The sequence below is a fragment of the Brachybacterium sp. HMSC06H03 genome, from assembly GCF_001807385.1.
Lineage (GTDB): Bacteria > Actinomycetota > Actinomycetes > Actinomycetales > Dermabacteraceae > Brachybacterium > Brachybacterium conglomeratum.
In genome coordinates this window covers 57850-84488 of record NZ_KV788689.1, presented here as the reverse complement: position 1 = coordinate 84488, position 26639 = coordinate 57850, and the positions used below count along the sequence as shown (strand labels likewise).

At 69.0% G+C, this 26639-nt stretch carries 33 protein-coding genes and 2 tRNA genes; 22 read left to right on the top strand and 13 right to left on the bottom strand.

The features are described 5' to 3' along the window. The first annotated feature begins 111 nt into the window (after positions 1–111). Positions 112–1485, top strand: a complete 1374-nt coding sequence (locus HMPREF3159_RS03725) for a DUF418 domain-containing protein (RefSeq protein WP_070499734.1) — start codon at positions 112–114, stop codon at positions 1483–1485. 13 nt (positions 1486–1498) lie between these two features. Here HMPREF3159_RS03725 and HMPREF3159_RS03720 read toward each other — a convergent pair whose 3' ends face one another. Next, positions 1499–1939, bottom strand: a complete 441-nt coding sequence (locus HMPREF3159_RS03720; protein ID WP_070499733.1) for a hypothetical protein — start codon at positions 1937–1939, stop codon at positions 1499–1501. Positions 1940–2061: 122 nt separating this feature from the next. Here HMPREF3159_RS03720 and HMPREF3159_RS03715 point away from each other — a divergent pair, with 122 nt between their 5' ends. The 3 genes from HMPREF3159_RS03715 (at position 2062) to HMPREF3159_RS03705 (ending at position 4088) form a co-directional block, all read left to right on the top strand. Next, complete coding sequence (locus tag HMPREF3159_RS03715) at positions 2062–2892, top strand: WXG100 family type VII secretion target (RefSeq protein ID WP_141748057.1); 831 nt, start codon at positions 2062–2064, stop codon at positions 2890–2892. A 96-nt stretch (positions 2893–2988) separates the two neighbouring features. Further along, complete coding sequence (locus HMPREF3159_RS03710; RefSeq protein ID WP_070499731.1) at positions 2989–3429, top strand: hypothetical protein; 441 nt, start codon at positions 2989–2991, stop codon at positions 3427–3429. Beyond that, positions 3426–4088, top strand: coding sequence for a hypothetical protein (locus HMPREF3159_RS03705; RefSeq protein WP_070499730.1), 663 nt, complete (start codon positions 3426–3428; stop codon positions 4086–4088). The genes HMPREF3159_RS03710 and HMPREF3159_RS03705 overlap by 4 nt, the downstream gene beginning before the upstream one ends. Before the next feature lie 145 nt (positions 4089–4233). Here HMPREF3159_RS03705 and nrdE read toward each other — a convergent pair whose 3' ends face one another. From nrdE to HMPREF3159_RS03685, 4 genes are all read right to left on the bottom strand, one after another. After that, on the bottom strand, positions 4234–6366 hold the full coding sequence (gene nrdE / locus HMPREF3159_RS03700) for a class 1b ribonucleoside-diphosphate reductase subunit alpha (protein WP_070499729.1): 2133 nt from the start codon (positions 6364–6366) through the stop codon (positions 4234–4236). 5 nt (positions 6367–6371) lie between these two features. Then, the gene (gene nrdI, locus HMPREF3159_RS03695; protein ID WP_070499728.1) at positions 6372–6770 is read right to left on the bottom strand and encodes a class Ib ribonucleoside-diphosphate reductase assembly flavoprotein NrdI; all 399 of its coding nucleotides are present in this window, start codon (positions 6768–6770) and stop codon (positions 6372–6374) included. Between the two features lie 20 nt (positions 6771–6790). Then, entirely contained in the window at positions 6791–7048 is a 258-nt protein-coding gene (gene nrdH, locus HMPREF3159_RS03690) for a glutaredoxin-like protein NrdH (protein WP_010550466.1), read from the bottom strand. A 623-nt stretch (positions 7049–7671) separates the two neighbouring features. Next, complete coding sequence (locus tag HMPREF3159_RS03685; RefSeq protein WP_070499727.1) at positions 7672–9051, bottom strand: Gfo/Idh/MocA family protein; 1380 nt, start codon at positions 9049–9051, stop codon at positions 7672–7674. 208 nt (positions 9052–9259) lie between these two features. Here HMPREF3159_RS03685 and HMPREF3159_RS03680 point away from each other — a divergent pair, with 208 nt between their 5' ends. Together HMPREF3159_RS03680 and HMPREF3159_RS03675 are read left to right on the top strand one after the other, a co-directional pair. Continuing rightward, positions 9260–9931, top strand: a complete 672-nt coding sequence (locus HMPREF3159_RS03680; RefSeq protein WP_070499726.1) for a lysophospholipid acyltransferase family protein — start codon at positions 9260–9262, stop codon at positions 9929–9931. A gap of 65 nt (positions 9932–9996) precedes the next feature. Next, positions 9997–10380: a universal stress protein gene (locus tag HMPREF3159_RS03675; RefSeq protein WP_010550469.1), complete on the top strand. Its 384-nt coding sequence runs from the start codon at positions 9997–9999 to the stop codon at positions 10378–10380. A 163-nt stretch (positions 10381–10543) separates the two neighbouring features. On the opposite strand, the gene HMPREF3159_RS03670 is transcribed toward HMPREF3159_RS03675, so the two are convergent. The 6 genes from HMPREF3159_RS03670 to HMPREF3159_RS03645 all read right to left on the bottom strand — a co-directional run bounded on the left by HMPREF3159_RS03670 (position 10544) and on the right by HMPREF3159_RS03645 (position 16394). Further along, positions 10544–12055 carry a catalase gene (locus HMPREF3159_RS03670; protein WP_070499725.1) on the bottom strand — a complete coding sequence of 504 codons (1512 nt, stop codon included), beginning with the start codon at positions 12053–12055 and terminating at the stop codon, positions 10544–10546. Between the two features lie 98 nt (positions 12056–12153). After that, a complete protein-coding gene (locus HMPREF3159_RS03665) occupies positions 12154–12588 on the bottom strand; it encodes a Fur family transcriptional regulator (protein ID WP_070499724.1) in 435 nt (144 codons plus the stop codon). 122 nt (positions 12589–12710) lie between these two features. Then, positions 12711–12783, bottom strand: a tRNA-Thr gene (locus HMPREF3159_RS03660). Between the two features lie 142 nt (positions 12784–12925). After that, positions 12926–14563 (bottom strand): alpha/beta hydrolase, encoded by a 1638-nt coding sequence (locus HMPREF3159_RS03655; RefSeq protein WP_070499723.1) that lies wholly within the window; start codon positions 14561–14563, stop codon positions 12926–12928. Positions 14564–14693: 130 nt separating this feature from the next. Beyond that, entirely contained in the window at positions 14694–15428 is a 735-nt protein-coding gene (locus tag HMPREF3159_RS03650) for an ABC transporter permease (protein WP_070499722.1), read from the bottom strand. Between the two features lie 30 nt (positions 15429–15458). Continuing rightward, on the bottom strand, positions 15459–16394 hold the full coding sequence (locus HMPREF3159_RS03645) for an ABC transporter ATP-binding protein (protein ID WP_070499721.1): 936 nt from the start codon (positions 16392–16394) through the stop codon (positions 15459–15461). A 156-nt stretch (positions 16395–16550) separates the two neighbouring features. Here HMPREF3159_RS03645 and HMPREF3159_RS03640 point away from each other — a divergent pair, with 156 nt between their 5' ends. Together HMPREF3159_RS03640 and HMPREF3159_RS03635 are read left to right on the top strand one after the other, a co-directional pair. Beyond that, complete coding sequence (locus tag HMPREF3159_RS03640; RefSeq protein ID WP_246821455.1) at positions 16551–17684, top strand: sensor histidine kinase; 1134 nt, start codon at positions 16551–16553, stop codon at positions 17682–17684. Continuing rightward, positions 17666–18349, top strand: a complete 684-nt coding sequence (locus tag HMPREF3159_RS03635) for a response regulator (RefSeq protein WP_010550476.1) — start codon at positions 17666–17668, stop codon at positions 18347–18349. The genes HMPREF3159_RS03640 and HMPREF3159_RS03635 overlap by 19 nt, the downstream gene beginning before the upstream one ends. A 15-nt stretch (positions 18350–18364) precedes the next feature. Here HMPREF3159_RS03635 and HMPREF3159_RS03630 read toward each other — a convergent pair whose 3' ends face one another. After that, on the bottom strand, positions 18365–18727 hold the full coding sequence (locus tag HMPREF3159_RS03630; RefSeq protein WP_070499720.1) for a metallopeptidase family protein: 363 nt from the start codon (positions 18725–18727) through the stop codon (positions 18365–18367). 153 nt (positions 18728–18880) lie between these two features. Here HMPREF3159_RS03630 and HMPREF3159_RS03625 point away from each other — a divergent pair. Both HMPREF3159_RS03625 and HMPREF3159_RS03620 read left to right on the top strand, forming a co-directional pair. Then, a tRNA-Glu gene (locus HMPREF3159_RS03625) sits at positions 18881–18953 on the top strand. Positions 18954–19034: 81 nt separating this feature from the next. Next, on the top strand, positions 19035–20162 hold the full coding sequence (locus HMPREF3159_RS03620) for a tyrosine-type recombinase/integrase (protein WP_141748056.1): 1128 nt from the start codon (positions 19035–19037) through the stop codon (positions 20160–20162). 245 nt (positions 20163–20407) lie between these two features. Here the strand turns inward: HMPREF3159_RS03620 and HMPREF3159_RS16570 are convergent, their stop codons facing one another. Then, complete coding sequence (locus HMPREF3159_RS16570) at positions 20408–20662, bottom strand: helix-turn-helix domain-containing protein (RefSeq protein WP_168165373.1); 255 nt, start codon at positions 20660–20662, stop codon at positions 20408–20410. 487 nt (positions 20663–21149) lie between these two features. On the opposite strand from HMPREF3159_RS16570, the gene HMPREF3159_RS17385 reads away from it, so the two are divergent. From HMPREF3159_RS17385 to HMPREF3159_RS03575, 12 genes are all read left to right on the top strand, one after another. Then, positions 21150–22031, top strand: coding sequence for a hypothetical protein (locus HMPREF3159_RS17385; RefSeq protein WP_070499717.1), 882 nt, complete (start codon positions 21150–21152; stop codon positions 22029–22031). Further along, the gene (locus tag HMPREF3159_RS03605) at positions 22028–22600 is read left to right on the top strand and encodes a hypothetical protein (RefSeq protein ID WP_070499716.1); all 573 of its coding nucleotides are present in this window, start codon (positions 22028–22030) and stop codon (positions 22598–22600) included. Before HMPREF3159_RS17385 ends, HMPREF3159_RS03605 begins: the two co-directional genes overlap by 4 nt. A gap of 49 nt (positions 22601–22649) precedes the next feature. After that, on the top strand, positions 22650–22895 hold the full coding sequence (locus tag HMPREF3159_RS03600; protein ID WP_070499715.1) for a hypothetical protein: 246 nt from the start codon (positions 22650–22652) through the stop codon (positions 22893–22895). Then, complete coding sequence (locus tag HMPREF3159_RS18170) at positions 22888–23115, top strand: helix-turn-helix domain-containing protein (protein ID WP_083305774.1); 228 nt, start codon at positions 22888–22890, stop codon at positions 23113–23115. The genes HMPREF3159_RS03600 and HMPREF3159_RS18170 overlap by 8 nt, the downstream gene beginning before the upstream one ends. 344 nt (positions 23116–23459) lie before the next feature. After that, positions 23460–23591 (top strand): hypothetical protein, encoded by a 132-nt coding sequence (locus HMPREF3159_RS18040; protein WP_256374506.1) that lies wholly within the window; start codon positions 23460–23462, stop codon positions 23589–23591. Further along, positions 23581–23772 (top strand): hypothetical protein, encoded by a 192-nt coding sequence (locus tag HMPREF3159_RS16980; RefSeq protein ID WP_141748055.1) that lies wholly within the window; start codon positions 23581–23583, stop codon positions 23770–23772. The genes HMPREF3159_RS18040 and HMPREF3159_RS16980 overlap by 11 nt, the downstream gene beginning before the upstream one ends. Positions 23773–23901: 129 nt before the next feature. Next, a complete protein-coding gene (locus HMPREF3159_RS03595; RefSeq protein ID WP_070499714.1) occupies positions 23902–24345 on the top strand; it encodes a hypothetical protein in 444 nt (147 codons plus the stop codon). After that, on the top strand, positions 24342–24515 hold the full coding sequence (locus tag HMPREF3159_RS17380) for a hypothetical protein (RefSeq protein WP_168165372.1): 174 nt from the start codon (positions 24342–24344) through the stop codon (positions 24513–24515). The genes HMPREF3159_RS03595 and HMPREF3159_RS17380 overlap by 4 nt, the downstream gene beginning before the upstream one ends. A gap of 136 nt (positions 24516–24651) precedes the next feature. Continuing rightward, positions 24652–25344 (top strand): lambda exonuclease family protein, encoded by a 693-nt coding sequence (locus HMPREF3159_RS03590; protein ID WP_070499713.1) that lies wholly within the window; start codon positions 24652–24654, stop codon positions 25342–25344. Beyond that, entirely contained in the window at positions 25337–25879 is a 543-nt protein-coding gene (locus tag HMPREF3159_RS03585) for a hypothetical protein (RefSeq protein WP_070499712.1), read from the top strand. The genes HMPREF3159_RS03590 and HMPREF3159_RS03585 overlap by 8 nt, the downstream gene beginning before the upstream one ends. A gap of 1 nt (position 25880) precedes the next feature. After that, positions 25881–26123, top strand: coding sequence for a hypothetical protein (locus tag HMPREF3159_RS03580; RefSeq protein WP_070499711.1), 243 nt, complete (start codon positions 25881–25883; stop codon positions 26121–26123). Between the two features lie 3 nt (positions 26124–26126). Then, a complete protein-coding gene (locus HMPREF3159_RS03575) occupies positions 26127–26615 on the top strand; it encodes a single-stranded DNA-binding protein (protein WP_070499710.1) in 489 nt (162 codons plus the stop codon). Positions 26616–26639: the final 24 nt, after the last annotated feature.

Sequence of the window (26639 nt, the reverse complement as noted above, 5' to 3'; positions counted from 1 at the left end):
TGCTTCCCACCACCGATCGAGAGCCCGATCCATGACTTTCGTCGTGGGGCGTGCGGGCGCCTGCGCACTAGTGTGACGGGCACGACGTCCGCCGCTCCGGAAGGCCCTGCCGTGACCTCCGCTCCCGTCTCCGCGCACGCTCCCGACCCCTCGTCAGCGCCGCCCCGATCCCTCGCCCCCGATGTCGCGCGCGGGCTGATGCTCGCGCTGATCGCGGTGGCCAACGTCTCCTGGTACCTGTGGCGATCCTCGGAGCCCGTCGGCGGCACCCCGCACATCCCGGCCGACGGGCCGCTGGACTCGATCGCGCAGGCGGTGATGACGGTCGCGGTGGATCACCGGGCGATGCCGCTGTTCGCGTTCCTGTTCGGCTACGGGATGGTGCAGTTCTACCGCTCGCGGATCGACCGCGGCCTCGCCCCCGGCGCGGTGCGGGTGATGATGCGCCGTCGCCACTGGGCGATGCTGCTGCTGGGGGCACTGCACGCGGCGCTGCTGTTCTACGGGGACATCCTCGGGGTGTACGCGGTCAGCGCGCTGGTGCTGGTGTGGTGGTTCTTCGGCCGACGCTCCCGCACCCTGCGCATCTGGGTGATCGTGCTCGCGGCGGTGATGGCGCTGTTCGCACTGTTCAGCATGTTCAGCGGCGTGGCACTGACGTACTTCGTGCCGGCCGAGGTGACTGCCGAGATGGCGGCGACGGACATGGGCACCGGCTTCGTCCGCCCCGTCGCCTACGACACCCCCTATCTCGTCTCGGTGCTGTATCGGCTCGGGCTGTGGGCGGTGGCGCTGCCCTTCGCAGCGCTGATGGGGGCGCCGCTGCCGATCCTGCTGGGCTGGCTCGCGGCCCGCCGACGGATCCTCGACGAGCCGTGGCGTCACGTGCGCCTGCTGCGGCGCACCGCGGTGATCGGCATCGCGATCGGCTGGCTCGGCGGCGCGCCGGAGGCGGCCGCGATCCTCGACCTCTACGAGCTGCCCGCCGCGGCGCCGTGGATGCTGACGGGGCTCACCTCGCTCACCGGCATCGCCTGCGGGATCGGCTACGCGGCCCTGTTCGGGCTGCTCGCCCTGCGCCTCGAAGGCCGAAAGCCCGCCGACGAGGCGCATCGACCCGACCCGTCGGCCGACCGGGACCTCTCCCCCGCCGAGCGCGCCTACGGCGTGCCCCGCGAAGAGAGCGCACCGGACCGCAGCCGCGACCTCGGCGTCCTCGAGCGGACCCTCGCCGCGGTCGGGCAGCGCTCGCTGACCTTCTACCTGTTCCAGTCGCTGCTGCTCGCGCCGCTGATGGCCTCGTGGGGGCTGGGTCTCGGCGGCACGCTCTCCACCGCCCCGGCGCTCGCGATCGCGTTCGCGGTGTGGCTGGTGTCGCTGCCGATCGCGGCGTGGATGGGAGCGCGCGGGATGCGCGGCCCGGCCGAGAGGCTGCTGCGCCGGATGACCTACGGGAAGATCGACCAGACGCCGGCGACGCGCTGAGGCCGCCTCCGGCTCAGCGGCGACGGCCTCGCTGCGCCTTGAGGTGCTCGACCTCGGCACGGCGGGTCTCCCGCAGCCAGGCCGGGTACATCCACAGGGGCAGTATCCAGCGATAGACGGTCAGCAGGAGCATGGCCATCCAGAGGACCAGCTCGACGATCACCAGCACCCCGATCACCGTGCTCGCCGCCTCCGAACCGCGACCGAGCAGGGCCACGAGCGGGATCGCCGGCGCTGCGAGGAGAAGGGTCTGCGCGATCATCGGCGTCCACGCCAGCGCGAGGGCCTCCACGGCGGCGTAGTTGGCGGCCTGATCGATGTGGATTCGTCGTGCCCATCGACGGGCCGCCGTCGACCGGCCCCAGCGGAACCATGCCGCGAGGAGCAGCAGCGCCGCTCCTGCTCCGGCCACGACCAGGCCCATCAGGAAGGAGATCGCGACATCCATCGACATGCGCCCATGGTCGCACGGGTCTGCACGCAGACTCCTCGCGCCGACGGGGAGTTCTCCCCATCGCCCCCGGATCATCGCTCGGCTACGGTCATTTCATACGACGACCTGGGATGGGGAGCACGATGGCAGATTTCATGGGGATGGACACCGCAGAGGTCGACGACTTCGGCGGACTCCTGACGGAGCGCGCCGACACGCTGCGCGAGCGGTTCGACAGCCTGAGCTCGCTCGTCGACAGCATCGTCGGTGCACAGTGGGTCGGGAGCGATGCCGACTCCTTCGGTCAGTCGTTCCGCAGTGACATCTTGTCGCGGGTCTCCTCCACTATCGACGGGCTCGACACCCGTGCCCGGGAGCTGTCCGAACACGTCCAGGAGCAGGACACCGCTTCGAGCGCGACCGCCGGGGTCGCAGAGGCGATCGGTGACTTCTTCGAGGGGGTCGGCGACTTCTTCGGCGGGGTCGGCGACTTCTTCGGAGAGGTATGGGACAACTTCGTTGAGACGGTCAAGCCGGAGCCTGTCGACAGCGCGGGTGGGATCGTCTCGACGGTGCACAGCTGGGCGAAGCGATTCGGCGACGTAGCCTGGGGCAAGGGGGCCGTGCCGCGGTTCATCCCCATGATCGGCGATGCCTTCACGGGTCTCATGGCCGGTGTGGAGCGGTGGAACTCCGAGCCGGATCGCCCCTTCTGGGAGCGACTGGGACGGGCGGCCCTCGACGGCGGTGCGAACTTCGTCGGGTCCATGGCTGGCAGCTTCATCGGCGGTGCGATCGGCGCCGGCGCCGTCACCCTCGTCGGCGCCGGGATCGGCGCCGTCACCGGCAGCGTCCCCGGGGCTCTCGCCGGAGGCGGGGCCGGAGTGATCGCCGGCGGCGTGATCGGGGATGTGATCGGCAGCTACTTCGGCGCCGCGGCCGGGGACGCCGTCATCGACGCCATCCTCGACTGACCCACTTCGATTCCACATACGAAGACCTAGACTCACCCCATGACTGCGCAGACCCGCTCCGCAATGGTCCATGACCCCACTGGAGCATCGCCCAGCATGTCACTCACGCTTCCCGCCTCGTGGGTCGAGGTGACAGAGGAGATGCGCGCAGAAGTCCTCGCCGTGTTCTCCGACGACCGGACCCTGAGTCCGGCCATCGCGACGAACGCTGTCGTGCTGAGCCAGGACCTGCCTGCAGACTTCGACCTGCGTACCTGGCAGAGCGAGGCCCGCGCTCGACAGCTCGCCTCCCTCCCCGATCTGCAGGTGCTCGAGGACCGTGCTCTCGAAAGGGACCGCACCCCCACCTGGTACAGGTCCTCCGTCATGACCAATCAGGGCGGCACCACCGTGCTGACACGCCAGTGGTCACGCCTGGTCAACCATCGCGGCCTCACGCTGACCCTCACCACACTGCCGATGATCGATGCTGTCCACGGCGATCTGCTCGATTCCATCGCCGAATCCTGGACGCTGGAGGACGAGACGACCTCATGATCCACTACGACCCGACGTCACCGATGGTCCTCGGAGTCGACTCGGACGCGACGGACGACGTCCTGGAGGCTCTCACCGCCGGTGCGCAGTTCGAGGGCTCACATCAGCTCGACGCGCGTCTCGTCACCATGGCGCATCAGATCCTGTCCGACCCACGCGGCAGCCTCACCCTGGAGCTCAGCGGTGACCCGCTGTACCACCGACACGAGATCGTCCTCTCCCGTGTCGGGGCGCTGCGACGCAGCAGGGCGAGCGCCCGACGGGACGAGATCGCAGTGTTCCTCACGCCCATCCTCCCCGGCGTGATGATGCGCCTGCTGGGTCTGGCCCCGGTCGAGCCCCTCGACGACGAACATCGACTGGCTGCTCCCCCCGAAGTCCTCGACCGGCTCTGGACCACCGACGATGAGGAGCGCTCACGTGGCTGGGCCGAGATGAGGCGTATCGCTCGTGCACTTCCGACCGCCGAGGACCCAGAGCTCGAGGACGCTCCAGTCCGCGCCCTCCGCGTGAGTCGTCAGGATCGGACCTTCGAGGCGCTCATGCTCCGAGGACGCTACCTGCGGGTCGAGCGAGGCGCACTGAGCACCACTCTCGTAGGAAGCGACCCGACAGGAATCTCCCGCACGATCTTCGCGCTGCTCACGCCGCGGCGCTGAAGTCCTCACGATCCGTGGACTCGCAGAGTCACCCCTGAGGTCCTGAGCCCGCCGCGGCCTCTCCGCCCGCAGCACCGCCCCACGACGACGAACGGCCCGTCCCCGGATCTCTCCGGGAACGGGCCGCTCGATGCGGGTCAGGCCGTCACAGCATGCAGCTGACGCAGCCCTCGACCTCGGTGCCCTCGATCGCCATCTGGCGCAGGCGGATGTAGTACAGGGTCTTGATGCCCTTGCGCCAGGCGTAGATCTGCGCCCGGTTGACGTCGCGCGTGGTGGCGGTGTCCTTGAAGAACAGCGTCAGCGACAGGCCCTGGTCCACGTGCTGCGTGGCCGCGGCGTAGGTGTCGATGATCTTCTCGTAGCCGATCTCGTACGCGTCCTCGTAGTACTCGAGGTTGTCGTTGGTCATGTACGGCGCGGGGTAGTACACCCGGCCGATCTTGCCCTCCTTGCGGATCTCGATCTTGGAGACGATCGGGTGGATCGAGGAGGTGGAGTGGTTGATGTACGAGATCGAGCCGGTGGGCGGCACGGCCTGCAGGTAGGCGTTGTACATCCCGTGCTCGGCGACCTCGGCCTGCAGCTGCTTCCAGTCGTCCTGGGTGGGCAGGTGCACGTTCGAGTTCGCGAACAGCTCGCGGACCTTGTCGGTCGCCGGCTCCCACACCTGCTCGGTGTACTTCTGGAAGTACTCGCCGGTGGCGTACTTCGAGTTCTCGAAGTCGTAGAACTTCTCCTGGCGCTCCTTCGCGAGCTTCATCGACGCGAGGATCGCGTGATAGGTGACCGCGTAGAAGTACATGTTGGTGAAGTCGATGCCCTCCTCCGAGCCGTAGAACACCCGCTCCCGGGCGAGATAGCCGTGGAGGTTCATCTGGCCGAGGCCGATGGCGTGGGACTTCCGGTTGCCCTCGGCGATCGTGGGCACGGACTCGATGTCGGAGGTGTCCGAGACCGCGGTGAGGCCGCGGATCGCGGTCTCGATGGTCTGGGCGAAGTCCGGGGAGTCCATCGCCTTGGCGATGTTCAGCGAGCCGAGGTTGCACGAGATGTCCCGGCCCATCTCGTCGTACGTGAGGTCGACGTTCATGGTGGAGGGCGTGGAGACCTGCAGGATCTCGGAGCACAGGTTCGAGTGGGTGACCTTGCCGGCGATGGGGTTCGCGCGGTTCACGGTGTCCTCGAACATGATGTACGGGTAGCCGGACTCGAACTGGATCTCGGCGAGGACCTGGAAGAAGTCGCGGGCCTTGATCTTCTTCTTCGAGATGCGGGGGTTGTCCACCATCTCGTGGTAGACCTCCGAGACGTTCACGTCCGCGAAGGGCTTGCCGTACTCGCGCTCCACGTCGTACGGGGAGAACAGGTACATCGGCTCGTTCTTCTTCGCGAGCTCGAAGGTGATGTCGGGGATCACGACGCCGAGGGACAGGGTCTTGATGCGGATCTTCTCGTCGGCGTTCTCGCGCTTGGTGTCCAGGAAGCGCAGGATGTCGGGGTGGTGGGCGTTGAGGTACACCGCACCGGCGCCCTGACGCGCGCCGAGCTGGTTGGCGTAGGAGAAGGAGTCCTCGAGCAGCTTCATGACGGGGATGACGCCGCTGGACTGGTTCTCGATGTGCTTGATCGGCGCACCGTACTCGCGCAGGTTGCTCAGCAGCAGCGCGACACCGCCGCCGCGCTTGGACAGCTGCAGCGCGGAGTTGATGGAGCGGCCGATGGACTCCATGTTGTCCTCGATGCGCAGCAGGAAGCACGAGACGAGCTCGCCGCGCTGGGCCTTGCCGGCGTTGAGGAAGGTGGGGGTGGCCGGCTGGAAGCGGCCGTCGAGGATCTCGTCGACGAGGTTGCGGGCGAGCTGCTCGTCGCCTCGCGCGAGGGTCAGGGCGACCATCACCACGCGGTCCTCGAAGCGCTCGAGGTACCGCTTGCCGTCGAAGGTCTTCAGCGTGTACGAGGTGTAGTACTTGAACGCGCCGAGGAAGGTGGGGAAGCGGAACTTCTTCGCGAAGGCCTGCTCGGAGAGCGACTCGATGAAGGAGAACTCGTACTGCTCGAGCACCTCCGGCTCGTAGTAGTTGTTCTCGACGAGGTAGTCCATCTTCTCGCGCAGCGAGTGGAAGAACACCGTGTTGGGGTTCACGTGCTGCAGGAAGTACTCCCGCGCGGCCTCGCGGTCCTTCTCGAACTGGATGCTGCCGTCCGGGCCGTACAGGTTCAGCATCGCGTTCAGCGCGTGGTAGTCGAGCTGCCTGTTGTGCTCGACCGGGGGCATCTCGGTCAGTGTCGCCAAAACTCTTCCAATCCGTCGTGGACCCGCGTCACATCGCGCGGAGTGCCGAACAGTTCGAACTTGTACATGTGGGGGACCTGGCACTTGGCGGAGATGATGTCCCCGGCCAAGCAGTAGGCCTCCCCGAAGTTGGTGTTCCCCGTGCTGATCACACCGCGGATGTGCCGTCGGTTGCGTTCATCGTTGAGGAACTTGATGACCTGCTTGGGCACGGCGCCCCGGCCGTTGCCCCCGCCGTAGGTCGGGACCAGCAGGACGAAGTCCTCGTCGACGACGAGGGGATCGTCCTTGGGGTAGAGCGGGATCCGATGGGCCGGCAGGCCGAGCTTCTCGACGAAGCGCTTGGTGTTGCCGGACACCGAGGAGAAGTAGACGAGACGGGTCACGCCGACGCCTCCCCGGCCTCTCAGATCGCGGCGGTGCGGCGCTGCTCGGCACCGACGCCCGCGAGCGCCTTGATCTTGTCGGGGCGGAAGCCCGACCAGTGGTCCTCGCCCGTGATGACGACGGGCGCCTGGACGTAGCCGAGGGACTTCACCTTCGCGAGCGCGTCGGCGTCCTCGGTGATGTCGACGACGTCGTAGGCGACGCCCGCCTTGTTCAGCGCGCGCTTGGTGGCATCGCACTGCACGCAGAGGGGCTTCGAGTACACGGTGATGTCCAAGGGAAGTGCCTTTCAGGAGCGTCGCGCCGAGGCGCAGGACAGGGGCGAGAAGGAGATGTTCAGGAGGTCCGAGGACCGTGTCGCGAGGCTATGGGCTCCCGCAGGAGCCCTGTGCGCCGCGACAACGTCAACACTACACCTAGTGGTGACTCGGCGCGACGACCACAAGATGTACTGAGTTACAGGAGTGTCATCCACAATGCGATGTTGACAGCATGTGGATGGAGGGGTGCTCGCTGGGGACGGAGCGGCCGCCTCCCGTGCGAGCACCGCTGATACGTGCACAACCCGCTGTGGACGGTGCTCCGGGCGGCCGACGACGACGGTGGACAGGCACCCTCCGCACCCCTCCCGGAGCGGTCGGAACAACCCTCCGAGTGAGGTGTCTCCCGGCGTGTCCCGCGCGCGCCCCGGCGTGTCGCGGGCGTGTCGTCGGCGTGTCCCCCGCCGTCCCCCGTCCATCCCCCGCCCGTCCCCCGTCGGGGCGACGGATCCGGGCCGCGGACCACCGGTCCGGGGCCCGGACGTGGGCACACCGACACGGAGAGCCCCCGCCCTCCCCGGCAGGGGACGACGGGGGCTCCCGGCGACGGTCTGCGGACCGCCTGGACAGACGCGGCGGCTCAGCGGCGCGGGTCCTGAGGGACGGCGGGGTCCTCGGACGCGGCCGGGCCGCCCTCGCCGCCGCCGGCCCAGGCGTCGACGACCTCCTCCGTGCTCGGCGCCGCGGGCTGCTCGAGCGTCTCGGGCGCGGGCTCCGTGCCGGGCAGCTCGACCTCGACGGTCGCGGCCGCGGGCACCGCGTCGGTCTGCTCCGCATCGTCCTGCTCCGCCGCCCGCGGAGCGGTCGCCGCATCAGCCTCCTCCGGCTCTGCCTCGAGGCTGCGGCCGTCGGCCTCCACGATGGTGGCGAGCACCTCGCGCAGCAGCACCACCTGGCGCAGCGCCTCGGCGGCACCGGCCAGCGGCGCCTCGCCCTTCTCGACGAAGGCGTGGAAGGCCTCCCACATCAGCTCGGCCGAGCCCTTCGGCGCGGTGGTCGCGATCTCCTGGACCACGCCCGACTTCTTCTCCCGCAGCGAGACCGTCGAGCGCGCGTCGCCGTGGGAGGGCGCGGGAAGCTCCAGGCGCATGCGGCGCCGGGCGGAGAGCACCTGCAGAGTCTCGGAGTACTCGGGCGCGAAGGGGAGGTAGTGCCACACCAGGCGCACCTGTGCCCCGCTGCCGAGCTCGCCGAGGAGCTCGATCGATCCGGGGATCACCCCCTTGGGCCAGTGCCGCACCGCGACGAGCTTCTCGATCGGTCCGTAGGCCGCCTCGGTGACCGCCATCTGATGGGCGACGCCGGTGAGCAGACCCTTGACGTACAGGTCCCGGTCGCGCTGGGTGGCGCCGTCGCCGGTGCCCGCCTCGACGGCGGCCTGGAGCGCCTTGCGCCGTGCCGTGCGCTGCTCCGTGGGCAGGTCGTAGGAGGAGGTGGTGACGTGGGCCTGGCCGAACAGGGGCTGGCTCGCGGGCATGAGGACCTCGTGATCCACCATCCGCAGATCCTTGGTCGCGATGTGCTCGGACATCCGGGTCACGGAGTCGTCGTACTGCTGGGGATGGGCCAGCATCACCAGGCGCCGTCCCGCGATCCGCTCGAACTCGGCGACCTTCGCGATCTCCTCCTCGGAATAGCCCAGCGGCGGCTCGACCATCACCGGGAGGCCCCGGCGCACGATCGCGAGCAGGTCGTCGACGTGGAGGCCGTCGGTCGACAGCAGCACGCCGTCCAGGGAGAGGGTCCGGGCGCGCACCGCGGCGACGAGATCCGCGACGGTCTCGTAGCGGCGCTCCTCCTCGATGCCCCACACCTCGGAGGCCTCGCGGCGCCGACGGGGCGAGTGGTCCACCAGCGCGGCCACGCTGAAGCGGTCCCAGCGCCGGCGCAGCACCGGCAGGTGCACGGCCTGCGCCATGGTTCCGGCGCCGACCACGGCGATGTTCAGGATCTTCGGCATCGACAGGCTCCTCGGGGGCTCGGCAGGGAGGGGCGGCTGCGCCGCCGGGACGACGGGCGCCGGGCCGTCTCCGGCATCGCACCTGGACCGGGCGCGATCGCACGCCTGTTCTACCACACGGGCAGGGACGACGATCACAGGGACGCTGCTCCGTCGCACACGCCCGCGGCGCTATCGTGGGGCGCTGATCGAACCCTGAGGAGGACCCGTGGTCGGACGCTTCTACACCGGTGCGCGGGTATTCGTGCGCCCGATCGTGAGGCTGCTGTGGAACCCGCGGGTCAGCGGGTTGGAGAACGTGCCGCACGAGGGCGGCTTCGTGATCGCCTCGAACCACCTCGCCAACATCGACAGCTTCATGATCCCGGTGGTCCTGCCTCGAGCGATCCGCTTCGTGGCCAAGGAGTCGCTGTGGACGCAGAAGGGCCCGCACGGCGCGGTGCTGCGCTGGTTCTTCGACGCCGTCGGCGCGGTGCCGGTGGACCGCGAGGCGCTCTCCTCCGGCAAGGGCGCGCTGCAGGCCGGGCTCGACGTGCTGCGCAACGGTGAGGGCTTCGCCGTCTACCCCGAGGGGCACCGCTCCAAGGACGGACTGCTGCACCCGGGCAAGCAGGGCGCGGCCTGGCTCGCGCTCGAGTCGGGCTGCCCCGTGATCCCGGTCGGGCTCAAGGGCACCCAGCACATGTTCTCCTCCCTGATCCCCCGCCGCGGCGAGATGACGATCCGAGTGGGCACCCCGATCACCCTCGAGGAGATCGACCCCTCCGCCTCCAAGGGGGCGCGCCGACGCCTGCTGACCGCCCGGATCATGGATGAGATCCAGGCGCTGTCCGGTCAGCGCCGGGCCGACGGTCCCTCGGCACGGTCCCGGGACCAGTAGGATCGCACCAGGCCGCACACCGAGGTCGCGGCCGCCGCCCGAGAGCACCCCAGCCAGGAGAGCAGATGGCCGTCGTCGTCGGATTCATCCCCACCGAGGTGGGCTTCAAGGCGCTGGCCGCGGCACGCGAGGAGGCCGAGCAGCGCGGCGGGCCGCTGGTGGTGGTCAACGTGCTGCGCGCGGGCGTCGAGGAGGATCCCCGCCACGCGGACGAGCAGCAGCTCGAGATCGCCCGTGACGAGCTCCGCCGCACCACCGTGCGCGTCGCCTTCCGCCAGGAGACCACGGAGGACGACATCGCCGACGTCCTGCTGCAGGTGGTCGAGGAGGAGAGGGCCGAGCTGCTCGTGCTCGGCGTGCGCCGTCAGAACGACCTCGCCCGCCACCTGCTGGGCCTGACCGTGCAGAAGCTCCTGCTCTCCTCCCCCAGCGACGTGCTGGTGGTCTGAGCTCCGGTTCGGGCCGCCCACGGCCCGACCACGGACGCCGCTCGGCCGGACCCCGTCCGTCGACGCCGTCCCGTACGCCGACGACAGCGGCCCGGCCCCTTCCGGAGAAGGGACCGGGCCGCTGCGCTGTGCGGGTCCGCTCAGGGGGTCGCCCGCGCGAGAGTCACTCGGAGACGGGGTCCGCGCCGGGGATCTGCTCCTCATGACCGGCCTTGACCTTGGCCTCGATGGCCTCGCCGACCTCCTGGTCGATGTTCTTCCAGTACTGGAAGGCGTTGGAGAGCACCGGCTCGATCACGGTGGACAGGCCGCCGGCGACCGTGTCGATCAGGCGCTGGCGCTCGTCCTCGCTCATGACCTCGCGGACCAGGGTGTGCGCCTGGCCGAAGTCGTCGTCCTCGGAGTGCAGGGAGTAGGCGGCGCGCACCAGCGTGCCGTCGGCCTCCCAGCCGTTGTCGACCGGGCCCTGCGCGTCCTGGTAGGAGCGGCCGAAGGAGTTCGGCGCGTACACCGGCGCATCACCGCTGTGGAAGAAGTTCATCGCGCCCTCCTTGTCGTAGGAGTTGGTGGCGATGACCGGACGGTTCACGGGCAGCTGGTTGAAGTTCGTGCCCAGGCGGTTGCGCTGCGCGTCCGGGTAGGAGAAGACGCGGCCCAGCAACATCTTGTCCGGGGAGACGCCGGTGCCGGGCACCAGGTTCGAGGGGCTGAAGGCGGCCTGCTCGATCTGCGCGTAGTGGTTGACCGGGTTCTGGTTCAGGGTGAAGCGGCCCACGGGGATGCGCGGGTAGTCCTTCTTCGACCAGATCTTGGTGAGGTCGAAGGGGTTGAAGCGGTAGGTCTTCGCGTCCTCGTAGGGCATGACCTGCACCTCGAGCCGCCAGGAGGGGAAGTCGCCGTTCTTGATCGACTCGAAGAGGTCGCGGCGGTGGTAGTCCGCGTCGGTGCCGGCGATCTCGTCGGCCTCCTCGTTGGTGAGGAACTCCAGGCCCTGCTCGGTGAGGAAGTGGTACTTGACCCAGAACTTCTCGCCGGCCTCGTTGACCCACATGTAGGTGTGCGAGGAGTAGCCGTTCATGTGGCGCCAGGTCTTGGGCAGGCCGCGGTCGCCCATGAGGTAGGAGACCTGGTGGGCCGACTCCGGGGAGAGGGTCCAGAAGTCCCACTGCATGGTGTTGTCGCGCAGGCCGGAGTCGGGAGTGCGCTTCTGGGAGTGGATGAAGTCGGGGAACTTCATGGGATCGCGGACGAAGAACACCGGGGTGTTGTTGCCGACGATGTCGAAGTTGCCCTCCTGGGTGTAGAACTTCAGCGCGAAGCCGCGCACGTCCCGCCAGGTGTCGGGCGAGCCCAGCTCACCGGCGACGGTGGAGAAGCGGGCCAGCATCGGGGTCCTGGCGCCCTTCTGGAAGAGCCCTGCCTTGGTGTACTTCGAGACGTCCTCGGTGATCTCGAGCTCGCCGAAGGCGCCGGAGCCCTTCGCGTGGGGGCTGCGCTCCGGGATGCGCTCGCGGTCGAAGCGCGCGAGCTTCTCGACCAGGGCGACGTCATGGAGCATCAGCGGGCCGTCGGCGCCAACGCTCAGCGAGTTCGCGTCGGACTCGCGCGGCGCACCGGACTCGGTGGTCGACGCGATCGTCGAATCGTGATGGGCCGTGGGATCCAGATGGGTCATGGAGTTCTCCTCGGGTCTTTCTGACAGGTCGTGACGAAACGTTCTGACAGTCGTGGGCGGTCAAGGACCCTGGTCCGGCCGGAGCCGGGTCAGGGGGTTCAGGGGGTGGCGGCCTCGCGCTCGCGACAGTCGCTGCAGGTCCCGCGATATACGACATCGGCCATCTCGATCGAGAAGCCGTGATCCTCGTGCGGGATCAGGCAGGGCGCGGCGCCGACGGCGCAGGGGACGTCCTCGAGACGTCCGCAGCTGCGGCACACCAGGTGGTGGTGGTTGTCGTGGCGGTGCATCTCGTAGCGCATGGAGCGCCCGCCGACGGAGACGCGTCGCAGCAGCTCGGCGTCGGAGAGGGCGTTGAGCACGTCGTAGACGGCCTGACGGGAGACCGTGCCGAGGTTCTCGCGCACGGCCTGGGCGATCGCCTCCGCATCGGAGTGCGGGTGGGCCTCGACCGCGGCCAGGGCCGCGAGCCGCGGAGCGGTCACGCGCAGGCCAGCGCTCCGCAGGGCGGAGGTGTGGTCGGTGGTCGTCATGGACCCCACCCTAGCCTTCTATCTGGACAATCTCAAGAAAACGAGCGGGGCCGTCCACGCCGGCTCCTCCCCCGCCGACGAGAACGGGCCCGGCCCCCGAGGGGGCCGGGCCCGTGATCCGGAGCCGCCTGCCGGAATCGAACCGGCGACCTATTCATTACGAGTGAATCGCTCTACCGACTGAGCTAAGGCGGCATCGTCGCGCACGCGCGGCGGACCGGTTCACTGTACGTGACCTGGCTGGCCAGGCGCAAAGCGTCCCGGCGCGATCCGCGTCACGCTCGTCGGCACAGCCGGTCCGCGGCGGAGCGCCGGGTCGTCGAGCGCCGCGCGCGCGTCAGCAGCGCAGCCCCTCCGCGGGCACGGTGCCCTCGAGGAGATAGGCGTCGACCTGCTCCTCGATGCACCCGCCCGAGCGGCCGTAAGCGGTGTGGCCCTCCCCCTCGTAGGTCAGCAGCGTCGCGTCGTCGAGCTGGGAGACGAGCTCCTCCGACCAGGCGTAGGGGGTGGCAGGGTCGCCGGTGGTGCCGACGACCAGGATCGGGCCGGCGCCCTCGGCGGTGATCGGCGCGGGCTCGCGCACGGGCTCCTCGGGCCACTGGGCGCAGCCGTCCCCGCCGAGCATCGGGCCGAAGGTCGGGAACTCCTCGGCGAGGCGCTCGGCCTCCTGCTCGACCCACTGCTCGTCGGCGACCCCGGGGTGGTCCAGGCAGTTCACGGCCGTGATCGCGAAGGCGGCGTTGGTGCGGTAGGTCCCGTCGTAGCGGCGCTCGGAGGAGAGGTCCGCGATGTACAGCAGCTGGGAGCCGTCGCCGTTCATCGCGGCGGCGAGCGCCTCGCGTCCGTACTCCCACTGCGCGTCGTCGTACAGCAGCGTCAGCACCGCGGAGCGGGCGAGGGCCCCGGTCAGCGGCCGCTCCGGGTCGCCGGTGTCCAGCGCGGTCTCGTCCACGCTCTCGAAGAAGCTCAGCAGCTGCTCCTTCGCCTCGGCCTCGTCGCCGCGGAAGGGGCAGGAGTCGCCGGCCTCCAGGCAGCGGGCCAGGAACGCCTCGGTCGCGTGCTCGAAGCCCTCGGCCTGGCCGGCGGAGAACTCGTCCATGGACATGTCGGGGTCGATCGCGCCGTCCAGGACGAAGCGACCCACCCGCTCGGGGTGCAGCTCGGCGTAGCTCGCGCCGAGATAGGTGCCGTAGGAGTAGCCGAGATAGTCGAGCTCCTCGTCGCCGAGCGCCGCGCGCAGCACGTCCATGTCGCGGGCCGCGGAGTAGCTGTCGAGATAGGGCAGGACGTCGCCGGAGTTCGCCTCGCAGGCCTCGGCCACGCGCGCACCCCACTCCTCGGCGAGCGCGCTCGCGTCCTCCGCTGCGGGGTCCCCGGTCGCGGCGAGGTACTCGTCGGTCTCCGCGTCGTCGAGGCACTCGATCCCCTCCGAGCGGTTCACGCCGCGGGGGTCGAAGCCGATGACGTCGTAGCTCGCGCGCACCTCGGGGGAGATCAGGATCTCCGCCGACGGCAGGAAGTTCACGCCCGAGCCGCCGGGGCCGCCCGGGTTGGTCACGAGCGAGCCCTTCGACTCGCCGTCGGCGGCGAGGCGGCCGACGGCGATCTCGATGTCCCCGGCCTCGGGGTCGTTCCAGACCAGCGGCACCGTGATCGTCCCGCACTCGGCGCCCTCGGCGTCCACGTCCTCGCAGGGGCCCCACTCGATCTGCTGCGAGTAGTAGGCCTCGTAGGCGGGGTCCTCGGCCGGGTCCGTCGGCAGGTCGACCGCCGCGGAGGTCCCGGACTCCTCGAGGGCCGGGCCCTCGTCAGCGGAGTCCTCGTCCGCGCCGCCGGAGTCGCTCGCCTCGCTGCCGGCCGGGGCGTCCTCCTCCGGAGCGGCTCCCTCCGTGCACCCCGCCAGGAGCATCGTCGCGACGGCGGCCGCGGCGGCGAGGCGGGCGAGGGGGCGTCGAGTGCCGGGGAAGGGCGTCATGCGGGGTCCTTGTCCATGGGGGGAAGCATCCGTGGGGCCCGGCCATCCTAGGACGCTTCACCGCCGATCTCCCGACGTCAGGGCCCCGTCATCGTCCGCAGAGCGTCCGGCCCCGGCGGAGCGTCCGCCCTCAGCCGATCTCGCGGTGGCGCCACCTCCGCGCCCCGAGCGCGGCGGGGAGCAGGACGAGCAGGACCAGCGGCAGCAGCTCGAACGCGCCGGCCTCCCCGTTCGCCAGGGCGAGCGAGGCGCCGGAGAGGTCCACCGCGGCGATGACGTCCGCCAGGGTCTGCGAGCCGAAGGCCATGGCCAGGTTCGAGGCGGTCCCGATGACGAAGGGGATGCCGATCGCGGCGACCAGGCCCAGCACGGTGGACTGCAGCAGCATGCCCATCGCGAGGGAGAACAGGAAGGTCGCACCGAGGTTCGCGAGCTGCGTGGTCAGCACCCCCTCGATGCTCGAGAGCAGCGCGCCCTCGCCGATCAGCTCCCCGCCGATCAAGGTGCTCGCGGCGGCCAGGACGATGCTCACCGCCGCCAGCGCGACGAACACCACCAGCGCCGCGATCGCCTTGGAGGCCAGGACGGCGAGGCGTCCGGGGCGCTGCAGGAGGGTGATCTGGATCGAGCCGTCGGACCACTCCCTCGCCGTGATCCACACGGTCAGCGCAGGGATGATCAGGGTCAGCGGCAGCGAGACCACGAAGAAGGTCATCTCGAGATCGGCGGTGCCGTCGGGGACGAGCGCGGGCTGGATCAGGCCGCCGAGCGCGGCGAAGCCGGCCACGGCGAGCAGGGACAGGGTCAGCAGGATCTTCGCGCCTCGGGTGTCGAGGAAGGCGCGCAGGTCGACGTCGGGTCGCACGAGGGTCTCCTGGCGGTCGGAGGGCGGAGGTCAGAGGGCGGGGGCGAGTTCGTCGGCGGAGGGCTCCTCGTGCCCGGTCAGCGCGAAGAACACCTCCTCCAGGCCGGTGCCGGCGCCCGCGCCGAGGGAGGTGAGCACGAGCTGCTCGCGCAGGGCGAGGCGGCCCATGTCCTCGGGGGCGAGGCTGACGGCGAGCTCGCCGCCGGCGCGCAGCTCGAAGGCGATGCCGTGCGCGTCCAGGGCACGGCGCAGCGCCGCCTGGTCCAGCGCGGCAACGCGGGTGCCGGTCACGGCGGTGAGCTCCTCGAGCGGGCCCTCGCGCACCAGGCGCCCCTCGGAGATCACCACCAGCCGGTCCACGGTCGCCTCGACCTCGCGCAGCTGGTGGCTGGAGAGGAGCACGGTGCCGCCGGCGTCGGCGAAGGAGCGCAGCAGGCGGCGCATCCAGCGGATCCCCTCGGGGTCCAGGCCGTTGGCGGGCTCGTCGAGCACGAGCACCGAGGGGTCGCCCATGAGCGCGACGCCGATCCCGAGCCGCTGGCGCATGCCGTAGGAGTAGCCGCCAACGCGCTTGGTCGCGGCCTGCTCGAGGCCGACGGTCTCGAGCACCTCCTCGACGCGGTCGCGCGGCATGCCGAGGGTGCGGGCGGTCAGGCGCAGGGTCTCGATCCCGGTGCGGCCGCCGTGGAGAGCGCGCGCATCGAGCATCACGCCGACGGTGCGGGCGGGATTCTCCAGCGCGCGGTAGCGGCGGCCGCCGATCAGGGCCATGCCGTCGTCGGCCTCCGCGAGACCGGTGAGGATCCGCAGGGTGGTGGACTTCCCCGCCCCGTTGGGGCCGAGGAAGCCGGTGACCGTGCCGGGGCTGCAGGAGAAGGAGAGGGCGTCGACGGCGGCGCGGGCGCCGTAGCGCTTGCTCAGCGCACGCACCTCGAGGGTCGGGGCGGTGGCGGTGGTGGAGGTCATGGCCTCACGCTCCTCCCCCGCCGCGGCGCGGCGACAGCGACCACGGGTCCGTGCGCGGGCGACGAACGTCGGCTCCTTGACGGTCCCCGTCCGACGATGGTCGCCGACCCCGTCCCGAGCGGCGGCGCGGCCCGTATGCGCCGCTACAGTGACCGGGTGGACCACCCAGGAGCGCCCGCCCGTCGTCGCTGGCAGGAAGGGCTGATCGTCGTCGCCGTCGCCGCGGAGGCGGCGGCGACGACGCTGCTCGCCACCTCCGCGATCGGCCGCTGGCAGGGCGTCATCGCGCTGCTTCTGGGCGTCGCGCTGCTCGCCCGGCACCGGCACTGGCCGTGGCTGCTGCCGCTGGTGCAGATCGCCAATGCCTTCTCGGGCTCGATCACCGTGCTGATCATCGCCACGTACACCTTCTCCACCCGCTGCCCGAACCGCGTGCTGACGCTGCTGTTCGCGCTGCTCGCAGCGGGCACCGCCACGCTCACCCCGCTGCTGCTGATGGGCGACCAGCCCGAGGCGGCCCTGATGACGATCGTGCTGACCACGCTGGTCGTGGCCGCGTCGACCTCGATCGGCCTCTACACGGCGGTGCGGCGAGCGCTGCTGGCAGAGCTGCGGGAGCGGGCCGAGCAGGCCGAGTCCGGACGGGCCGCGGCCGAGGAGCAGGCCCGACGCGCCGAGCGCACCCGCATCGCCCGCGAGATGCACGACATCGTCGCGCACAAGATCTCCCTGGTCGCCCTGCAGGCCGGGGCGCTCGAGGTGAACCCCGACATGGGCCGCGAGCAGGTCCAGCAGTCCGCCTCCCTGATCCGCGGCACCGCGACCACGGCGCTGTCCGAGCTGCGGGAGGTGCTGGGGGTGCTGCGCGGGGACGAGGAGCAGGCGCCGCTGGCCCCGCAGCCCACCTGGGAGGACGTGCGGCGCCTGGTGACCACCTCGCAGGAGGCGGGGGTGTCGGTGGACCTGTTCGACTTCATCGACGACCCGGTCCCCGATCCCCTGGCGCGCACCGCCTTCCGCGTGGTCCAGGAGGGCCTGACCAACATCCACAAGCACGCCGTGCACACCCGGGCCCGGGTGGCGCTGATCGGCGAGCCCGGCACCGACCTCGTGATCGAGGTCAGTAATGTGCTCCCCAAGGGGTTCACGACGGATCTGCCGGGGGCCAGGATGGGCCTGTCCGGCATCGAGACGCGGGTGACCCATGCGGGCGGGTCCATCACCTCGGGCCCGACCGACGACGGACGATTCGAAGTGAGGGCGGTGATCCCGTGGCCGACGGCGACGTGACGCGCGTGGGACTGATCGACGACGATTCCCTGGTCCGGGCCGGGCTGGCGATGATCCTCGGCGCCGATCCGGGGATCGAGGTGGTAGGTCAGGGGGCCGACGGCTCCGAGGCGGTGCCGCTGGTGCAGAAGCACCGGCCCGACGTGCTGCTGATGGACGTGCGCATGCCCACCCTCGACGGGATCGCGGCGACGAAGGCGGTCACCGCGCTGACCGGCGCGCCGAAGATCATCATGCTGACCACCTTCGACATGGACGAGTACGTCTTCCAGGCGCTCGAGGCCGGGGCCAGCGGGTTCCTGCTCAAGGACACCCCGCCGCAGGACCTCGCCCGGGCCGTGCACGTGGTCGCCGGCGGCGAGGCGATGCTCTCCCCGACCGTGACCCGCCGGATGCTCTCCCACTTCTCCGACGCGAACCCGGGCTCCCGGCAGGAGCGCCACCCGGGCCTCGACCAGCTCACCGAGCGCGAGACCGAGGTGCTCGGCGCCGTCGGGGCGGGGCTGTCCAACGCCCAGATCGGGATGCGGCTGTTCATGAGCGAGGCGACCGTGAAGGCGCACGTCTCGAAGATCTTCGCGAAGCTCGACTGCACCAACCGCGTGCAGATCGCGATCATCGCCCACGAGGCCGGGCTGACGGACCTCGACGCCGACCAGCTCTGAGGGGCGGGACGGGGCCTACCCCCAGCCCAGCTCGTGGAGGCGCTCGTCGCTGATGCCGAAGAGGTGGCCGAGCTCGTGGAGCACGGTCACCGCGATCTCGCGGACCAGGTGCTCGCGGGATCGGGCGTGGCGCTGCAGCGGTCCGCGGAAGACGAAGATCCGGTCCGGCTGGCGGAACCCGTCGAACACGGAGCGCCGATCCAGCGGCACCCCCTCGTACAGGCCCAGCAGCTCGGCACCGCGGGACTGCTCGGGCGTCGGCTCCTCCTCGACGAGGATCGCGACCGCCTCCGCGATCGCCCGGGCGACCTCGTCCGGCAGCGAGTCCAGGGCGTCGTCGACCGCCTCCTCGAACTCCGCGCGGCTGATCTGGATCATGCGGTCATCGAACCACGCCCGCCCGCGCCGTGGGGCCGTCGGCCTCCGGGCCGGTCGGATCCGTGTCGGATAGCACGCACCTCGCCCGAACCCGCGAGCGTCGGCGCCGGGCGCGCGGGTATGCTCTGGCACGGGCGGTTCCGACCGCCCCGGGCCCCCATCGTCTAGAGGCCCAGGACACCGGCCTTTCACGCCGGCGACACGGGTTCGAATCCCGTTGGGGGTACTTTAAGTTGCCTGCTCACAGCCCCGAACCGCTACGATTAACGTCTAAGGGCAACAGATTTGGCAACACTTAGGGGTAGTCATGGCATCCATCCAGCACCGGCAACGCGCAGACGGCACAGTCGCCTACCGCGTCATGTTCCGCGAACACAAGGGCGGCGGTGTCGTCTCCGAGACGTTCGACACCGCAGACCAGGCCGAATATTTCAAGGGCCTCGTCGAGCGGATCGGCGGCGCAGCAGCGCGGGCCAAGCGCGCACAAGCCCACCACGAGGGCGGGCCAACCATGACCGAAGTGCTCAACGACTACATCGACCAGGCCGTCGACCTCACACCCGGAACCGGCAATGAATACCGTGCCGTACTGTGTCGCTCCGGCCTCGCAGACATCACCGGCGACGTGGGCGTGGACATGATCGACCGCGCCGACATCGAAGCGTGGGTGAAGCACCGCTCCACCACCCCCACGAAGCGCACGAAACGACCGCCCGCCCCGAAGACCGTGGCGAACGAGCACGGCCTCATCTCCACGATCCTCGAGCATGCCGTTCGGCGGGGGCACCGTCTCGACAACCCCGCGAAGGGTGTCCGCCTCCCGAAGCCTCGCCGTCACGAGCTGGACATCCTCACCGATGCCGAGTTCGTGGCGCTGTGGTCGGCGATGAGTGACCGGTACAAGCCGCTTGTGTGGCTGCTGGGCGCGACGGGACTGCGCTGGGGTGAGGCGACCGCGTTGCAGTGGCGGCACATCGGTAGGGACACGATCACGGTGTCGCAGGCGTGGAAGCACGGCGGCGGATCGCGGCGCGAGTTGGGCGAGCCGAAGACCGCGAAGGGCTACCGACGTGTCGAGACCACCCCCGCCGTCATCGCATCGCTGGGCGAGCGCGGCCCGGATAACGCTTTCGTGTTCACGAACGCTGCGGGCGCGCCGGTCAACTATCAGACGTTCTACGCCGATCATTGGAAGCCCGCATGCGAGGCCGCGAACCTGCTGCCCCGCCCCAAGGTCCATGGCCTGCGGCATTTCGCCGCATCGCACATGCTGGCCCAGGGTGCCGACCTGTTCGAGGTCTCGCGCGCGCTCGGTCACTCCTCCGTGTCCATCACCGCCGACGTGTATGGCCATCTTGTGCCGTCGAAGACTCGACCGACCTCCGTGCATGCCGCCCGCCTCGACGCGCTCAAGCCTGCCCAGATCGCCACCTGACAACCCCTCGCATCACTGACGCCCCCGCGCGGTCCCTCACCGGACTGTGCGGGGGCGTTTTGTCGTGCCCAGACCGTAACCGCGTTCGCCAGACAGGTGTCGGTCGGCCCCAGTACCCTGCTCGCACAAGTGTTCGAACGATCGAAGGGGACGAACGCGTGACCACTCACATCCCGCCCGCACACAGCAAGATCGCCGCCTCCCTGGATTGGGAGACGGCGACGCTGGGGGACCTGTTGGACCTGTCAGACGCTACGGGCGTTCCGGCGAGCCTGCTGTATCGCGTCCTGAATCATCGCGCCCGGGTCGAGGCCGAGCGCGGCGGCGATTGACTCAATCGTCGGCAGGGTCATGTCGCGGTCGCCGTCGATATACCTGTAGAGACTTCCGCGCGGCACGCCGGACCGCTCTGCCAGCTCCACGAGGGTCATGTCGCGATCCTCTGCTGCGCGGCGGATGATTGCGCCCAGCGCGGCGGCGGTCGAGTCGTTTGCGTTCATAGCACAGAACTGTATCCGTTCGGTGACACGACGCGCAAGTGCTGGGCGCATCTTTGATCTACCCGCCAGTAGCGTAAAGGATTGGCAAAGAATCGGACAGATCGGCCGAATCTGGTGGACGTGTCACCGTGCGGTGACATACCTTCGTCTCAACGCCCCGGACGAACGGACCAGCGAAGGCACCGGCACCGAGTGGCAGGGCAGCTTCCTAACTGAACAGCATCACCCTCGCGGCCAGCAGTCGCTACGACGTTATGACTGCCGCGAGATGGCCAGGAGCTAGGGCCAAGGCACACGAGCCAAACACTCCCCAGACTATCACCTGAGTAGACGTGATAGAGCGAGCGCCCCCGTACTGCATGGGGCGCACCGGCGCCGCTGCCGGTCACCACCAAGCACCGCCCGACAGGAACGGCCTGCACTCCGAGTTCAAGTCTCGGCGGGCACCTCTCTTTTTTGCCCACGTATGTCACCGAACGGAGACACCATGACAGACATCATCGAAGGCGACATCATCGCCGCCCCGTCATCCGGTGAGATGACTGCCTGGAAGTCTCGCATCGCCGCGCTCGAAGCGTCCGACCCTGAGCGGGCCGAGTTGGAGATTACGGACGCGCTCACGTTCAGCAACGAGATGCTGCGCGCCGTGTCCGACGTGACCGCGCAGTCCCCCACGACCGGCGCGGACCTCGCTTCGGCGGGGATCGGGGCGGCGAAGTTGACCGCTGTCCGCGCCGCCGAGTTCTCTAAGCGCCTGGACCTGTCGAAGGACACGGTGCTGGAAGCGCAGATGCAACAGCGCCGTTGGGAGCGCGCTCTCGGCACCGCGATCCGGGAAGGGCAGGCGGTCGGAGAGATTCGCAGCAACGGGCAGCATGCTTCCTGCGGCGCAGTAAGCAGCCCGAGCGACTACGCGAAACAGGTCGACCTCACGCACCCCGAGCGCGGCATCTACGCCCTGGCGGACAACGCCACGGATGCCGAGTTCGAGTCCGCGCTCACGACCGCCCGCGACGAGGGCAACGTGTCCCGCGCCAACGTCGTCCGCAAGCTCAAGTCAGACGGCGTGATCGACATGGCGACCGGGGAAGTCATCGCCCCCGACTCCCTCACCCCCGAGAACCGCGCCGAACGACAGGCCGAGCGCGAGCGGATGCTCAACCTCTACACCGACGCCCAGAACCTCACCGGGGCGCTCAACCGCCTGAACATGCTCGGAGACCCCCGGCACGTCGAAAACTTCCTCGAAATCCACCGCATCTCCACCACCCGCCCCGACTTCCCCAACAAGCACCACAACCCCGCAGACATCCGCCGCATCGCCCAGTACCTCACCGAATACGCCACCGCCCTAGAGGAGCAGCCATGACCCGCAAGCCCACGTTCAACGAGTACGCCACCCAGTGCTACCACCAGCTCATCGCGAGCAACGAGAACGCCGACCGGCGCGAGCTGCTGGCCGAGGCCGCGAGCGAGGCCGCTCTCGCCGTCGAGGCCAGGCACTGCCTCCCGCCCGAGGCGACAACCGCCGCACGCGCAGCCATCGAGGAGTACGACGACAGGCAGGGTCGCGCCGCAGACAAGATCCTCGCCGCCCTCGCAGACGGAGACGTGGACACCCCCACCGGCTGGCGCTCCGCAGAAATCAAGCGCACCATCGCCGTGCTCGGCAACGGACGCCGCAAGCTCGTCGGCGCGCTCACCGCCGAAGACCTCGACTACATGGTCGAGAACCGGCGCGCCAACCACGCCCGCGCCACAGCCTCCCTCGCCGCGTTCTCCGAGAACGTCAACGCCGTGTCCCCCACGATCACCCTCCACGGCACCGTCTCCGGCGCACTAGACGCCGGAGAGTTCCGCGACTCCACCACCAAGACCGTCAACCTCACCCCCGCAAAGGGAAAGCGGATCATCGCCCGCAAGAGCAAGACCGCCTGACCTCTCTTTTTATTTGCCCACCAGTGTCACCGAATGGAGACATCGCAGCATGCACACCCTGAATGACTACCTGAACGCGACGCCCGCCGAGCAGGACGCGGAGCACAAGCGACGCGGCTGGGCTCCCCGCCCGCCCATCGTTCACACGCACCGCAAGCCAGGGAAGGTGGACGTGAAGGCGGCACGAGACCGCGCATACGCCCGCACATCCGCCCCCACGCATCGCGGCGAACCCCGCCCCACCCTCGACGAGCTGCGGGCCGTTAACGCGAACATCGGCCGCACCCATGCCTGACCTTCCCCACCTGTACACGACACGGGAAGTCGCCGACGCACTCCACCTCAACGTCCAAACCGTCCAGGCATACGTCCGCGCCGGGAAGTTCCCCAACACCCGCACCGTCGGCAGGAAACACCTCATCCCCGTCGATGACGTGCACGCATTCCTGTACCCGCCCACACCCACGCTCGCACCCCGCAACACACGCTCCAAAGCACAACAGAACAAGAGGTAACACCGATGGCAACCGCGACTAAGGCACCTTCGTCCAAGCCCACTAAGCCCACTGTGCGGGTTTCGAGTCACGAGATGGGCTGCTACCCGCGCTGCAAGTGCATGTGCGGTGGAGCGTCTTGCGCGTGCAGGGAGGGGTCTCCCGTGATCGTTGAGCCTTCCGCCGACCACCGCTCGGAGGGCGCTCGCGTGGGGGTGACTCGATGAACCTCGCATACGTGACCGAGACCGTGATCGGCCTCGCCCTCGTCTCCATTGGCGTGGGCGGGTTCATTGCCGGACTCGCCTACCTCGCCACCCGCCCCAATGACCGCTGACCGCCCCGCACCCCGAAAGCAGCCCGCCATGAATGCACGCCCCCGCAACCCGTTCGTTCCCGAGTACCAGCGTCCCGAGCGATGGGACGAGACGTGGCAGCGACGCCGCGACCCCATCGCATACCAGGCCGTGCGCGAGGTGACCCGGCGTGGCTACTGAACATCGCGGATACGCCGACCCCACCGGAGACACCGCCGCCAACCGCGCAGACCGCGAACGCGAACAGGTCGAGCTGGGCGTCATCGCAGGCATGGCCATCCAGTCACTCCTCTCCCGCCGCGCAACAAACACACAGTGCGCCGACATGATTCGCGGCCTCTCGAAATGGATCACCGCATGACCCTCACCGCTACCACCTATGCGGGAATGCTCGCCGCCGACGCAGACGCATACACGCGACTCCGTGGCCGACACATCCGCGCACACCTCTACATCACACCGTATGGACTCGAATACAGGAGCAGATGACATGACCGACTACACTATCCAAGATTTCGAGAAGGCGAACTACGCAATCGCCGTAAAGCCCGGAGACGCCGACGCCATTCGCAACCCGTCCGAGAAGATATGGCGGCTCTCGAACGGTCTAGTCAAGATGAGTGACGCTGAAATTCAGCGGCGAGGCAAGTGGACCCCCGTGAAGGTGCAGGCCCCCCGCCCCCTCACCCCGGACGCGATCACCGACGAGATGGTCGAGCGGGGGATGACGTTCTGGCGAATGGCGTTCCCCTATGAGACCACTCGCGAATCCATGACCTCACTCCTCGAGGCCGCTCTCACCGATCCCCCGGCACGCCCCGAAGGAGCCGAACGATGGGAAGACTTCCTCATCGACTCCCTCGACTACCAGTCACTCACCGCCCAGCAGATCGCCGACCTCGCCGACCGCATCGCCGAGGAGATGAACCGATGACCACCGCTCTCCGCCCCTCCGAGGTCGCGCGGCTCTGTGAGGGCACGCAGCACATCAAGAACGGCTGGACCGCCGAGCGTCGAGCCGAGGTTGTCGTGGACGGGGAAACCGTGCACGAGGACTCGTCACAGGCGCACCCGTTCGAGCTGTGGAAGGCCGTGACCCGATGACCCGCCCCCTCGTCCGCCACTGGTGCGGCTGGTGGCGAATCTTCATCGGACACAGCGACCACGCACTCCCCGACCGCTACACCAGTGCGGCCACAGCAAACGACGCCGCAACCCGACTCGCAGCAAAGGCAAACGCATGGCGCTAACGATCTTCGACCAACTCGAGCAGGGGACGCCGGAATGGCTCGAAGCGCGTGCAGGAATCCTCACCGCCTCCACCATCGGGCAGCTCATCACCCCGAAGACGGTCAAGCCTGCGATGAACGACCGTGCGCGTGGACTCTGCCAGACACTCATCGCGGAGCGCATCACGGGCCATGTCGAGCCTGTGTTTCCGAACAGGGCGATGACCCGTGGCACCTTGCTTGAGCCTGAGGCGCGCCGCATCTACGCCGAGCGGACCGGGCAGGACGTGGACGAGGTTGGGTTTGCTCGCCTCGACACGGACACGTACACGCTCGGTAGCTCCCCGGACGGACTGGTGGGCGAGACGGGCGGGATCGAGATTAAGTCCCCGTCCGCGAAGGTGCACATCTCGACCGTCCTGTCCGGTGCGATCCCCGACTACAACCGTGCACAGGTCCAAGCATTCCTCCACGTCACCGGGCGGGAATGGTGCGACTTCATCTCCTACCTGCCTGGCGAGCCGCTGTTCATCATCCGCGACTACCCGGACGAGCGATGGCAGACGGCAATCATCTCCGCCGCAGAGCAGTTCGAAGAAACCGCACGCAGCGCAACCGCCCGATACGAACACAACACCCACGGACTCCCCGCCACCGAATGGTGGGACCCGTTCAACGAACAGGAGGAAGTGATCTATGGCTGACATTGCGAGAGCAATCGAGCCGCAGAGTGACCGCCAGAACGCTGTGGACTACGAGACCGGTCCAAAGGTCTTCACAGTCGCGGGCACCAGCGACTACCGAGACGAGAAGGGCCGCGCAAAGGTCAACGTCCACCTCGCAGAAGCACCCGACCGGCCATTCAAGCCCTCCGCAACCAACCTCCGCCTCATCGCCATCGGATGGGGCGAGGACGACACGACATGGCCCGGACGCCGCATCAAGCTCGCCCTCGACCCCGAAGTGATGTTCGGGAGGGAGAAGGTCGGCGGCATCCGCGTCGTCGCCCTGTCTGGCATGGAGCAGCCGTTCACCGCGAAGCTCCCCATCACGCGCGGCAAGAAGCAAGCGTTCCGGGTTGAAGTCCTCCCCGACGCGCCCACCCCGCCGCCGATCCCTGAGGACGTGCAGACGCTCGCCCAATACCAGGACTACTACCGGCACCGCGCCCAGAACGGCGCCACCCCCGAAGAGCTGGCAATGATCCAGCAGAACGCCCCCACCAACGAAGGAAGCTGACATGCCACGCAGCGCCCCCAACCTGTTCGCGGATCAGCTCGCGTACATCGCAAAGGTCACCGACCTACTCAACACGCTCCCCTACCCGGATGGCCCCACCGCCGAGGACACCATCCTGGAAATCCGGCTGGTCGATAGCACGGGGATGCAGTACGGATTCTGGTCCGATGAGATCGGCCCCGACGCATGGTATTTCCAGCCCGAGCACGCCCCCAACACCCGCAACACCGAGGAGAGTCACTAACACATGGCACAGATCGCTTTTGAGGGTCGTCTCACCGCTGACCCGCAGATCAAGTACGGCAACGATGGGAAGCCCCGCGCATCGTTCACGGTCGCCGAGAACTTCCGGCAGCTCAACCGGGACACTCAGCAGTGGGAGGACTCAGGGGTCACCTTTCACAATGTGACTCTGTTCGGTCGTCACGCCGAGAACCCCGCACTCGTCAAGGGCGCGGTCGTCACTATCGCTGGCACGCAGAAGTCACGCGCTTACGAGAAGGATGGCGAGAAGCGCAACTGGACGGAGACGACGGCCAACAGCTTCGGCGTCGTCCCGATCCAGCAGGCACAGTCCTCGCCGCGCCCGTCTCCGCAGGGGGAGCAGTGGAACAACGCTCAGCAGTACGGGTCGGGCACGGGCGGTGGTGCGCAGTGGCCGACCGCCGCACAGCCCGGATCGGGATACCAGCCCGCGCCCCAGCAGCAGGGATTCCCCACCGACCCGCCGTTCTGAACCAGCCCCACCCCAGAGGCCCTC